At 69.3% G+C, this 12,008-nt stretch carries 11 protein-coding genes and 2 tRNA genes; 10 read left to right on the top strand and 3 right to left on the bottom strand.

Annotated features, from left to right (window positions below):
• Positions 1-2: 2 nt before the first annotated feature.
• Positions 3-971 carry a diacylglycerol/lipid kinase family protein gene (locus tag AC4PMY_RS13805; protein ID WP_064296871.1) on the bottom strand — a complete coding sequence of 323 codons (969 nt, stop codon included), beginning with the start codon at positions 969-971 and terminating at the stop codon, positions 3-5.
• Positions 972-1,028: 57 nt separating this feature from the next.
• On the opposite strand from AC4PMY_RS13805, the gene serS reads away from it, so the two are divergent.
• The 7 genes from serS to AC4PMY_RS13770 all read left to right on the top strand — a co-directional run bounded on the left by serS (position 1,029) and on the right by AC4PMY_RS13770 (position 7,739).
• A complete protein-coding gene (gene serS, locus AC4PMY_RS13800; protein WP_121292296.1) occupies positions 1,029-2,294 on the top strand; it encodes a serine--tRNA ligase in 1,266 nt (421 codons plus the stop codon).
• Positions 2,291-3,115: an HAD family hydrolase gene (locus AC4PMY_RS13795; RefSeq protein ID WP_064296869.1), complete on the top strand. Its 825-nt coding sequence runs from the start codon at positions 2,291-2,293 to the stop codon at positions 3,113-3,115. The genes serS and AC4PMY_RS13795 overlap by 4 nt, the downstream gene beginning before the upstream one ends.
• A gap of 147 nt (positions 3,116-3,262) precedes the next feature.
• Positions 3,263-4,510: an LCP family protein gene (locus AC4PMY_RS13790; RefSeq protein WP_064296868.1), complete on the top strand. Its 1,248-nt coding sequence runs from the start codon at positions 3,263-3,265 to the stop codon at positions 4,508-4,510.
• Between the two features lie 96 nt (positions 4,511-4,606).
• Positions 4,607-4,691, top strand: a tRNA-Ser gene (locus tag AC4PMY_RS13785).
• Between the two features lie 140 nt (positions 4,692-4,831).
• Entirely contained in the window at positions 4,832-6,136 is a 1,305-nt protein-coding gene (locus tag AC4PMY_RS13780; RefSeq protein WP_491622994.1) for a hypothetical protein, read from the top strand.
• Between the two features lie 60 nt (positions 6,137-6,196).
• The gene (locus AC4PMY_RS13775; RefSeq protein WP_083397245.1) at positions 6,197-7,537 is read left to right on the top strand and encodes an LCP family protein; all 1,341 of its coding nucleotides are present in this window, start codon (positions 6,197-6,199) and stop codon (positions 7,535-7,537) included.
• 113 nt (positions 7,538-7,650) lie between these two features.
• Positions 7,651-7,739 (top strand) — tRNA-Ser (locus tag AC4PMY_RS13770).
• Between the two features lie 203 nt (positions 7,740-7,942).
• On the opposite strand, the gene AC4PMY_RS13765 is transcribed toward AC4PMY_RS13770, so the two are convergent.
• A complete protein-coding gene (locus AC4PMY_RS13765) occupies positions 7,943-8,191 on the bottom strand; it encodes a DUF2795 domain-containing protein (protein ID WP_139205375.1) in 249 nt (82 codons plus the stop codon).
• 102 nt (positions 8,192-8,293) lie between these two features.
• Here AC4PMY_RS13765 and AC4PMY_RS13760 point away from each other — a divergent pair, with 102 nt between their 5' ends.
• The 3 genes from AC4PMY_RS13760 (at position 8,294) to AC4PMY_RS13750 (ending at position 11,106) form a co-directional block, all read left to right on the top strand.
• Positions 8,294-9,196, top strand: a complete 903-nt coding sequence (locus tag AC4PMY_RS13760; RefSeq protein ID WP_139205374.1) for a hypothetical protein — start codon at positions 8,294-8,296, stop codon at positions 9,194-9,196.
• A gap of 106 nt (positions 9,197-9,302) precedes the next feature.
• Positions 9,303-10,271 (top strand): putative RNA methyltransferase, encoded by a 969-nt coding sequence (locus AC4PMY_RS13755; protein ID WP_139205373.1) that lies wholly within the window; start codon positions 9,303-9,305, stop codon positions 10,269-10,271.
• A gap of 91 nt (positions 10,272-10,362) precedes the next feature.
• Positions 10,363-11,106 (top strand): RNase H family protein, encoded by a 744-nt coding sequence (locus AC4PMY_RS13750; protein WP_064296863.1) that lies wholly within the window; start codon positions 10,363-10,365, stop codon positions 11,104-11,106.
• A gap of 131 nt (positions 11,107-11,237) precedes the next feature.
• Here AC4PMY_RS13750 and AC4PMY_RS13745 read toward each other — a convergent pair whose 3' ends face one another.
• Entirely contained in the window at positions 11,238-11,948 is a 711-nt protein-coding gene (locus tag AC4PMY_RS13745; RefSeq protein ID WP_064296862.1) for an endonuclease/exonuclease/phosphatase family protein, read from the bottom strand.
• Positions 11,949-12,008: the final 60 nt, after the last annotated feature.

Raw genomic sequence — 12,008 nt, 5'->3', positions numbered from 1 at the left:
GACTACGGGAGCTTGACGAGCAGCCCGCCGCGGTGCGCGTCGAACGCGACCATCGTCGCCATACCGAACGCGTCGCCGTCGAGCTCGAGGTCCTGCGCCTCGTCGACCCGCACGGTCAACGCCTCAGCACGCAGGTTCGTCACGGTGTTCCCACCACGGCCCTCGGTGAACCGGATCATCCGCCGCCCGACGGCCGTCCGCCGCAGGACCCGGTTCTCCCACGTCACCTTCCGCCACACGAGCAGCCAGCCGAAGGCACCCTTCGGCTGCAGCACCGCGACGTCGAGGAAGCCGTCGTCGAGCTCGGCGTCCGGCATGAGCTGCACGCCGCCCTGCAACGTGCCGCAGTTCCCGACGAGCACCGAACTCACGGTCGCCGCATGCTGACGGTGCCCGCGCAACTGGTAGTGGATGCGGAACGGCGCGGCCGTGGCGATCGAGCGGAGACCGGACTCGACATAGGCGAGCCAGCCGAGCGACTTCTTGAGGTCGGGGTTCGCGGTGGCGATCATCATCGCGTCGATGCCCATACCGGCCATCACCACGAACGCGTGCTCCTCCTCCGACCCGTCGGCGCGGGTGATCATGGCGACGCCGATGTCGATCGCGCGCGTGTCGCCGGTGAACGCCGTCCCGATCGCGGCAACCTGGTCGCCGAGCGGCAGCTTCAGGTTCCTCGCGAGCAGGTTGCCGGTCCCCGAGGGGATGAGGGTCAGCGGCACACCGCTCCCGCGCAGCCCCTCGGCGACGGCCCGCACGGTCCCGTCGCCGCCGGCCACGAGCACCACCCGGGCGCCGTCGAGGACCGCGCGCCGCGCCTGACCGACACCGGGGTCGTCGACACTCGTCTCATACAGGTGCGGAGCCGCCCATCCCGCCTCCTGCGACCGCGCCTCCAACGCGCTCCGCAGCCTGGTGGCGTCGACCTTCACCGGGTTGTACACGAGCGCGGCGTGCGCGGGAGTCGGCATGGCCCAACGGTACTGTCCCGGGGCCTCGTCATCGACCTCGATCGCTAGACTTGCCGGGTGATCGATCCCGTACTCCTCCGCGAACAGCCAGAAGTCCTCCGAGCGTCGCAGCAGAAGCGAGGGTCCTCCGTCGACCTCGTCGACCAGGCGATCGACGCCGACACCGCACGCCGCGCCGCGATCACCGGGTTCGAGGAACTCCGTGCCGAGCAGAACGCGTTCGGCAAGCAGGTCGCCAAGGCCCCCAAGGAGGAGAAGGCCGCCCTCGTCGCCCAGGCGCAGCAGCTCGCCGCCCGCGTCAAGGAGGCCCAGCAGGTCGCGACGGAGGCCGAGGCCTACTTCGCCGACGTCGCCGGCCGCATCCAGAACCCTGTCCTCGAGGGCGTACCCGCCGGCGGCGAGGCCGACTTCATCACGCTCCGCGAGGTCGGCGAACGCCCCTCCTTCGATTTCGCCCCCCGCGATCACCTCGAGCTCGGCGAACTCCTCGGCGCCATCGACATGCAGCGCGGTACCAAGGTCAGCGGCTCGCGCTTCTACTTCCTCCGCGGCATCGGCGCCCGCCTCGAGATCGCCCTCATGAACCTCGCGCTCGACCGCGCGATCGAGGCCGGCTTCGTCCCGCTCATCACCCCGACGCTCGTGCGCCCTGAAATCATGAAGGGCACCGGCTTCCTCGGCGAACACGCCGACGAGGTCTACCAGATCGCCGGCGAAGACCTCTTCCTCACCGGCACGAGCGAGGTGGCGCTCGCCGGGTACCACTCCGACGAGATCCTCGACCTCGAGCAGGGCGCGCTCCGCTACGCCGGCTGGTCGACCTGCTACCGCAAGGAGGCCGGGTCCTACGGACGCGACACCCGCGGCATCATCCGGGTGCACCAGTTCAACAAGCTCGAGATGTTCGTCTACACGAAGCCGGAGGACGCCGCCGCCGAGCACGAGCGCCTGCTGTCGTACCAGGAGGCGATGCTGCAGTCGCTCGGCCTCAGCTACCGGGTCATCGACACGGCCGCCGGCGACCTCGGGTCGAGTGCGGCACGCAAGTTCGACGTCGAGGCCTGGGTGCCGACGCAGGACGCGTACCGCGAACTCACCAGCACCTCGAACTGCACCACCTACCAGGCACGTCGCCTCGACACCCGGTACCGCACGGAGTCGGGCAAGACCACGCCGGTCGCGACGCTCAACGGAACGCTCGCGACCACCCGCTGGATCGTCGCGATCCTCGAGACGCACCAGCAGGAGGACGGCAGCGTCGTCATCCCCGAGGTGCTGCGTCCGTACCTGGGCGGCATCGAGGTCGCGAGGCCGATCCGATGACGGACGAGACGACGACCACCGCGACCCCGCTGCTCATCGCCCTCGACATCGACGGCACCGTGCTGCACGAGGACGGTTCGCTCAGCCTGTCGGTCGCCGACGAGGTGCGTCGCGTGGTCTCACTCGGCCACATCGTGACGCTCGCCACCGGTCGCAGCTGGGAGAGCACGCGCCCGGTGCTCGAGGAGCTCGAGCTGACGCCGCAGTACGTCGTCTGCGCGAACGGTGCGCTCATCATGAAGCGCGACGAGTCGAAGCCCGACTCCTACGAGCGCTTCTTCACGGAGACCTTCGACCCGACCGAGGTCCTCGGGCTCATCCAGCCGCACCTCTCCGAGGGCAGCTACATGGTCGAGTACCCCGACGGCTTCCGCAAGTACACGGTCGGTATGGAGGACTGGAACCTCGAGAACGCGATCGAGGTGCCGTTCGAGGAACTCGTGACGAGCCCGGTGACGCGCGTCGTCGTCGTGTCCCCGAGCCACGACGAGGAGGAGTTCCTCCGCATCGTCGACGAGATCGGGCTCAGCCAGGTGAGCTACGCGATCGGGTGGACGGCGTGGCTCGACATCGCGCCGAAGGGCGTCAACAAGGCGACCGCGCTGGAGCGTGTCCGGGAGTGGCTGGGGCTCGAGCGCTCGCAGATGGTCGCCGTCGGCGACGGCCGCAACGACGTCGACATGCTCGGCTGGGCGGCAGCGGGAGGACGTGGTGTCGCCATGGGCCAGGCACCCGAGGAGGTCCTCGCGGTCGCGTCGGAGGTCACCGGGACGGTCACCGACGACGGTCTCTCTCAGCTCCTGAGGAGCATTTCGGGTTAGCATCGTCCAAAGCTCCGTGTCGTCACGCCGTTTCCGGTGGGCACGGGGCGTCGGTGCGAGCCTGCTGCAGGTGTCCGCCGGACGACTCGCCGCAGCCCGGTCTCCAGGGTTCCGGCAACCCCTGTTCCTGAGACGAGAGCGAGATCCATGACCCGCAACGCCGACGCGTCCAAACCGCGCGCCGCCGTCCGTCACGGCAGACTCCGCAAGTCGAACCCGTTCGTCACCGTCGCGAAGATCGTCGCCGCGACGGCCGCCGTCGTCGGTGTGAGTGGTATCGCGGTCGCCGGTGTGGCCGCACTCGACCTCGCCAACAGCGTGAAGCCCGTCGCCCACCTCGACAACGAGACGCCGGGTGCACCGCCGCCCAACATCGGCGCGATCGAGGGCGGCGTCAACCTGCTCCTCGTCGGTAGCGACTCGGGCGACGGCAATGCGGCGTACGGCGATCGCGAGGAGAACCTCAACGACGTCACGATCCTCATGCACATCTCGGCAGACCACTCGAGCGCGACCGTGGTCAGCTTCCCGCGCGACATGTACGTGCAGATCGGTGACTGCGCCGACGGCGGCAACGGTCGCGACAAGATGAACACCGCCCTCATGTACGGCGGGGCCGACGGCGGGCTCGCCTGCGCGGTCTCCACGGTCGAGGGCATCACCGGGCTCTCCATCCCGTTCGCCGCGCAGATCGGCTTCGACGGTGTCATCTCGATGTCCAACGCGGTCGGCGGCGTGCCGGTGTGTGTCACCGAACCCCTCAACGACGCCTGGAGCGGCATCAACCTCGACGTCGGCACCCACGACCTCTCGGGCGCGTCCGCCCTCGCCTTCCTCCGCTCGCGTCACGGCGTCGGCGACGGCAGTGACCTCTCGCGCATCTCGAACCAGCAGGTGTTCCTCTCCTCACTTGTCCGCACCCTGAAGAGCAGTGAGACGCTCTCCGACCCGATCAAGCTCTACTCGATCGCCCGTGCGGCGTTGAAGAACGTGACGCTGTCGAGCAGCCTGAACAACATCGACACGATGGTGTCGATCGCCGCAGCGCTCAAGGACATCCCGCTCGACCGTGTCGCGTTCGTGCAGACGCCGACGGCCACGGTCCAAGGTGGCGTGGAGGCGACGTCCGATGCGGATGTGCTGTGGACGGCGCTGCAGAGCGACCAGGCCGTGGCGCTGTCCGCCACCGGCAAGTACGTCGTGACTGACCCGAACGCACCGGTCACGCCAGACCCGGCGACGACCGACGCCGCGGCGGATCCCGCTGCCACGGCGGACCCGGCTGCGCCCGCGGATCCGTCCGCCGCCGGCCCCGTCGCCCTGCCCGACACGATCACCGGCCAGAACGCGGCCCAGAACACCTGCACGGCCGGTCGTCCGGAGGAAGACCAGTAGTCACCGCGTGATCGGATGGGGCCGCCTCGCCGCTGGCCCCATCCGATACACTCGATCCTGGTCGTCAGCTGCGTCATCGCGGGCGATCGACCATCAGGAGGGCTGTCCGAGCGGCCGATGGAGCCAGTCTTGAAAACTGGTGGGCAGAAATGTCTCGTGGGTTCGAATCCCACGCCCTCCGCACGTACTCGAGATGGCCGGGTGGGCCTGCGCTGCACAGTTCATCGGTATGATATTCATCGACTGATATGCAGACATGGAGCGGCTCGAGTTCGTACTCGTCGACTCGTGTCGGCGGACGATTCGAAAGCAGAACCAGCGATGACCGAGCCATCCGACCAGCCTGAGAAACCACAGGAGACGGGCGGGCAGGTGCCGCCGCCTCAGGGCCCCGTTCCACAGCACCCGTCGATCGACGGATCCACGCCGCGCGCCGATGCGCCGCAGAACGGTGCAGGGGCCCAGCAGTATCCGTACGGTGCGTCCCAGTATCCCGTCAGTGCCACGCAGAGCCCGTACGGTGCGTCCCAGAGCCCGGCGGGCGCTCCGCAGAATCCGTACGGTGCGTCTCAGAACCCCTACGTCGGCGCACCGTCCCCCTACGCCCACGGTGTCGCCGGTCCCGCCAAGCGGCGCAAGTTGTCCCGCGGCGGACTCATCGGCATCATCGCGGGGGCGGTCGTCCTCGTCATCATCGTGGTCACGGCTGCCGGTATCGGCATCAGCTCCGCGATCCGCGGGGCGCAGGGTGACCCGAAGAGCATCGTCACCGACTACTTCACCGCCCTGCAGGATGGCGACGCCAAGCAGGCACTGAGCTACCTCGACGAGTCGATCAGCGACAAGACGCTGCTCACCGACGACGTCCTGAAAGCGTCCGCGAAGCTCGGCAAGATCAGCAGGGTCAAGCTGACCTCCGCGAAGGAATCCAGTTCCACCACCACGGTCAGGGCGACGTTCTCGGTCGGTTCCACCCCCGTGACCCAGGAGTTCACCGTCTACAAGGCGTACAAAGGTGGCTACTCCATCCTCTCGGGCGGAACGGTCAGCCTGTACCCGTCGATGCTCGACGGCGTCGCCGTAACGGTCAACGGACAGGAGGCGAAGGGCGACTCCTGGACGGTGTTCCCCGGCGCCTACCAGCTCGCGCTCCCCAAGGCACTCGAGGAATCGTTCTCGATCTCCGGAGCAGACGACCTCGTCGCCGCCGGTGACTCCTACGACCTCCTCTCGGACGTGAAGGTCGAGCTCAACGAGGCAGGCGTCAAGCAGTTCCGCGACGCCGTGACGGAAGCGGTGAACGCCTGCATCGCCTCGACCAGCCTCACCGCAGGGTGCGGTCTCGACATCCCGGCCACACTGTCGGACGGCACGGCGGTCGCGGACGGCACCATCACGCGCACGCTGAGTGCGGACGCGCAGGCCAACCTCGCCAACCTCGAACCCCGCGAGACGTTCGTCAACCCGCTCCAGGTCTACGGAGACTACATCGGGAGCGTCAAGGCGTCCTCGACGAGCTGCACGCAGAACGGAGCGACCGGCGGTTGCGACATCCTGTTCGGTCCCTCGCTCGGCTCGCCGCAGGTGGACTTCACCTCGGGAACCCCGGTGGTGCGCTGGGACTGATGCGTCGCGGAAACCCGGTCGGGCACCCCCGTTCACAGCCGGACCTGCTTTACTGTTCCGATGCCCCCGATCACGTCTGACGCCGTCGAGCCCGCGCGGAACCGCACGGGCCGTGGCGCAGCCGGTCGTGAGGGACGTTCCCGCAAGCTCAGCACCATCGCCCGTCACGGGCGGTTGCAGCGGCCTAGCGCCGTGCGGACCGGCTTGAAGATCGTCGCTTCGACCCTGGCCGTCGCGCTGGTCAGCGGTGGCATCGTCGCGGGGATCGCCCTCTGGGACGTCGCCGCCTCGGTGAAGCCCGGTGTCGCGCTCGTCGATTCGCAGGGTGAGGCGGTCACCGATCTGCCCGCGATCGGCGCGTATCCGGGCGGCGTCAACCTCCTCATCGTCGGCAGCGACTCCCGCGCCGGCCAGGACCCCGTCTTCGGCGACGCTGAGGAGGAGACCGGCAACCTCAACGACGTCACGATGCTCGTGCACATCTCGGAGGACCACAGCAACGCGACGGTCGTCAGCTTCCCGCGCGACATGTTCGTCCCCATCCCGTCCTGTCCCGACCCGTCCGGCGGCTCGTTCGACTCGATGAGCCGGCAGAAGATCAACACCTCCCTGAGCTACGGCGGGCTCGCGTGCACGGCGCTGACGGTGTCGCAGCTCACCGGTCTCGAGATCCCGTTCGCCGCAGAGGTGCAGTTCAGCGGCGTCATGGCGATGTCGACCGCACTCGGCGGGGTGACGGTGTGCGTCGCAGACCCGATCGAGGACGAGTACACGGGCACCTTCCTGTCGGCGGGCGAGCACACCCTCGAGGGCTACGAGGCGCTGCAGTTCCTCCGCACCAGGCATGGTGTCGGGGACGGCAGCGACCTCAGTCGCATCAGCAACCAGCAGGTGTTCCTGTCGGCGATGATGCAGCAGGTCAAGAGTGCCGAGACGCTGACCAACCCTGGGACCCTCTATTCCCTGGCCAAGGCGGCGGCGCAGAACATGCAGCTGTCCGACAGCCTGACGAGCCTCGACACGATGATCGCGATCGCCATGACGCTGCGCGACGTCGACCTGTCGAACATCGCGTTCGTGCAGTACCCGAACGCGGCCGTCGATGGCGGGGTCGAACCGATCGACGACGCGGCCGCCGCGCTCTTCGAGGCCCTCGGTAACGACCAGCCCATCCAGCTCTCGGGCGCGACCGGCGCCGGTGCGGTGACGAACCCGACCGACCCGACCGCGGTCGATCCCGCCGAAGGTGCGGATGCAGGTGGCGATCCTGCCGCGACGGCTCCGCCCGCCGATGCGACCGACACGTCCGCCGGCGGTGCGGTGGTCCTCCCGTCGACGGTGACGGGCCAGACCGCCGACCAGCGCACTTGCTCCCGAGGCCGCACCCTCGACGACCAGTAGGCGTCCCGACCTCGTTCCCTGAGCGTGTCGAAGGGCGTCGCGGACCCGGGGATTCGTCACCACGCCCATCTCCGGTTATGCTGGTCGTCGTGCGTCCGCTTGCGAGCGCACATGGAGACGTCGCATAGTTCGGCCTAGTGCACCACCCTGCTAAGGTGGAGTCCCCTCACGGGGACCGCGGGTTCAAATCCCGCCGTCTCCGCACTGGATCTCAGCTCGAAACCCGCGGTTCGCCGGGGGTTTCTGCGTTGCACGATGTCTGTCGGAATCGCCAGCGCGGTGCGCTGACGTCACCGCGCCCCGTAGGCGTGAGCGCGTCCCTCCGGAGACCCGCGCCCGCGTCTGTGACCCGCGCTCACGTCAGCGCACCGCGCTGGGGAATCCACCAGGTGTCGGACGGGGCGGTCAGGCGGAGCGACGGAGCTCGCCGTGGTGGCGGAGTTCGCGGAGGATGCCGAACGAGCCGGCGTAGTGCTCTTCGGTGAGCGTGTTGAGCGCGGCGAGGGTCCCGCGGTCGAGTCCGGAACGGACGGCGATCGACTGCAGTTCGCGGCGTGAGATCGGGAAGTCCACGGTCCTGAGGAGTGACTTCAAATCGGCGCAGGCCGCTGTTTCAGGCGGCTCCACGGTGTCGGGGTAAGGTCTGGCATCCATGTCCACATTGTCGGTAGCGTCCCCCGAAAAGGCGACAGTCGGACTCCGTTCTGGCGCAAGAGGGCGCTAGCCTGACGTGAAATGATGCGAGGGAGCGGCACCGTGCCCGACGACCGCGACACCGGGACGCCGGCCCCGACGGACCTGGCGTCTGCCGCCGTCGAGCTACTGCGCGTCCCGCTCAGCGGCTTCGTGGCGGAGCGCAGACGCCTGGCCGTCGCAGCGCGCGACGACGGGGACGACGACCTGGCGACGGCGATCCTCGCGCTCCGCAAACCGACGGTCGCCGCCTGGGCGCTCAACGTGTTGACGGCGCACCGCCCGGACCTGCTCAGCGAACTGGAACAACTCGGCTCCGCGCTCGGCGACGCTCAACGCTCCGGGGACGCCACAGCGCTCCGCACGCTCGGCACCGAACGTCGCTCGTTGATCGCGATGCTCGTCACCGCCACCGTCGAAGCCGCCGCAGCGGAGGGGGCGTCGCTTTCGGGCGCGGTGATCGAGACCGTCCGCCAGAGTCTGCAAGCGGCGAGTGCTGACGCCGACCTCGCCGCGCAGGTGTCGTCCGGTCGACTGACCGACGCCCCGACGTCGAGCGGAGCGGGGTGGGGCGGTGTGGTCGGCGGGGCCGGCACCCCCGGCAGGCGCTCCACCGCCGACGGCTCCGTCGGGACGCCGGGCGACGGAGACGGCGACCATTCCGGCGAAGACGACGACCGACGCCGACGCCTTCGGGCCCGGCTGGAGGCGGCCGAGCGCGACGAGGAGGCAGCGTCCAGCGCGAGTGAGGAGGCGACCGCCTTCCTGGACGAGTCGGCGGTCCGGCGGTCGGGACTCCTGCGTGACCGCGAGGACCTCGCGAGGCGGCTCGAGGAGCTCGACGCGGACATCGCCGACGCCGAGCGCGAGTGGGCCCGACGCCAACGAGAGGCTGACCGGGCGCAGCGTGTGAGCGACGCAGCACACGAGGACGTCGAGCGTCTGCGGAGCGCGCTCGAGGACTGAGTCACCGAGCTGATCGAGTCACCGCGGTGCCGAAGCCCCGCCGCGACCGATCGCCGCTCGAATGTTCCGGCGCACGCACCATGCGGCACGCGCCTAGACTCACCGTGTGGGTGAAGTGCGACAACCGGAAGCATCGCGGCAGCGACGGACACAGCAGCTGGAAGCGGAGCGTTTCGAAGGCATGCCGATCCTCGCTGACGTCCCGCAGCACGATCGGCTGAGCCTCGTCGCCCCCGATCTCGCGTGCACGATCTGCACCGCGACCCTCGAGCTCGGCGACCGCGTGTTGCGCTGCCCCGCCGGTCACAGCTTCGACATCGCCCGGCAGGGGTACGCCTCGCTCGTCGTCGGCGGTCGGACGCCGAAGACCGGCGACACGCAGGAAATGGTCGCGGCCCGCGCAGCGTTCCTCGAGGCCGAGCACTACGAGCCGATCGCGGACCACGTCGCCACGACCCTGCCGCTCGCGCGCTTCCTCCCGGACGGCTCGGTCGACGACGACAGCGCCCCACTCGTCGTGGACATCGCCGGCGGGACCGGCTACTACCTCGGCCGGATCCTCGACGCCCGACCGGCCTGGCGCGGGTTCGGGTTCGACCTGTCGCCGCTCGCAGCACGTCGCGCAGCGCGTGCGCACGGACGAGCGGCAGCCGCCACGGCCGACGCCTGGGCACCCTTCCCGCTCCGGACCGCCTCGGTCGACCACCTGCTGAGCATCTTCGGCCCGCGGAACGGTCCCGAGATGCGTCGGGTGTTGCGCCCGGACGGCCTGCTCACCGTCGTGACACCCCAACCCGGTCACCTGGCCGAGCTGCGCGACCGACTCGGCATGATCGGGATCGCCGAGCGCAAGGACGCCCGCCTCGACGCGCAGCTCGACGGCTTCACGCTCCGCTCCCGCGACACGCTCGACTACGCCGTCGAACTCATGCCGGAGGAGGTGCGCGACGAGGTTCGCATGGGGCCGAGCGCCCACCACCTCGACGACGACGTCTTCGAGCAGGCGATCGCCGACCTGCCCGGCTACACGACGGTCACGGTCGCCGTCACGCTCAGCGTCTTCGCGCCCGCCTGACGCCGGCCAGCCCGACACCGGCACCGCGGGACCGGCGTCGGGGCGTCGGTGGTGCGTCGATACGATGGAGGGCACTCATCGAAAGGCGCTCATGACGATCACCGCTGCCGCAGACGGCTCCGCCCTCGGCAACCCCGGACCCGCCGGCTGGGCCTGGTACGTCGACGACGATTGCTGGGCAGCCGGGGGTTGGCCGCACGGCACGAACAACATGGGCGAGCTTCGCGCCGTCCTCGAACTGTTCCGCGCCACCGAGCACCTCGACGAGGACCTCCACATCCTCTGCGACAGCAAGTACGTCATCGACTCCATCACGAAGTGGATGCCGGGTTGGAAGAAGAAGGGCTGGAAGAAGGGCGACGGCAAGCCCGTCATGAACCTCGAACTCATGCAGGAGATCGACGCCGCCATCGCTGGGCGGCGCTACCGGTTCGAGTGGGTGAAGGGGCACGTCGGTCACCGGCTCAACGAGGCCGCCGACATCCGTGCCCGAACGGCAGCCGAGGCGTTCCAGCGCAAGACGCCGGTCCCTGAGGGACCAGGCTGGACCGGCGCCGGAGCTGCGGAGACCCTGTCCACCCCCGAGGCTGATGCCGACGCTGAAGACGCTCCCGAGACGACCGAGCCGGAGCTCTTCGCCGAGCTCGAGGTCCAGGAGGAACGCACCGCCCCCGTGTTCGACGCGGAGGACGACGGCGCGCTGTTCTCACTCGACGTCGAGCCGACGTGGCACCAGCTCACCCTCGACCTCACGACCGACGAGCACGAGCGCCTGGTCCGTCGCGCCCGCGAGGCCGGGACGAGTGTCCAGGAGTTCCTCCGCGGCCTCATCTGACGTCGCTTCCGAGTTCACAACTCAGGACGAGCGCGGCGTGTCCCGCGTGACACGCCGCGGCGGAGGGCACCGCGCCGAGCGCATCCTGAATTGCGAACCGGACGGCGCGCGCGCAGGGGCAGGCGACCGGGTCAGCGGGCGGCGGACTCCGGAGCGTCGTCGTCGACCGGCACGGCCGCACCGTAGGTGGCGTCCACGAGGATCGGCAGGTGGTCCGAGATACCGCGGCGGAGCGTCTGCACCCGGTCGATCTTCAGGCCCACGGAGGTCGCGAAGTCGAAGTGTCCACGGAACATCTTGTAGCGCGTGTAGGTGCTGCGGTCGCTGAGGCTCAGATCGTAGCCGCTCTCCTGCATCTTGGTGCCGAGGCCCTTCTGGAAGAGCGGGTAGTTGTAGTCACCGACCATGAGCGTCGGGACGTCGCCCATCGCGTGCAGCTGCTCGTGCGCGGCCTTGATCTGGTGCCGACGCAGTGAGTTGAGCGCGGTGAGCGGGGCCGCGTGGAACGAGGCGACGATGAGTTCGCGCCCAGCCTCGACGTCGGTGAGGCGGGTGCCGATGAGCCGCTCGTGCGCCGGCGCGAGCACCATGTCGTGCAGCGACTTCTTCAGCGCGAACGTCTGCGTCGACTCGGCGGTGAACCGGTCGCGGCGGTAGTAGATCGCGAGGCCGAGCCGGTTGCGGTGGGTGCTGTCGGCGAGGTGCAGGCCGCCGAGTTCGGCGGGCAGCTGCAGGGTGTCGGCCTCCTGCAACGCGAGGACGTCCGGGCCGAACTCTTCGGTGAGTGCGACGAGCTCGCCGCTGGCCTTGTTCTTGCGGAGGTTGTAGCTGATGACCTTCATCCCAGCCTCACATTCTGTTGGCAGAGCCCAAGCCTACGGTCCTTCCCGTCGCCCGGTGCT

Source organism: Plantibacter sp. MDV22-iso1 (assembly GCF_058408345.1).
This window is presented reverse-complemented; position numbering and strand designations above follow the sequence as displayed.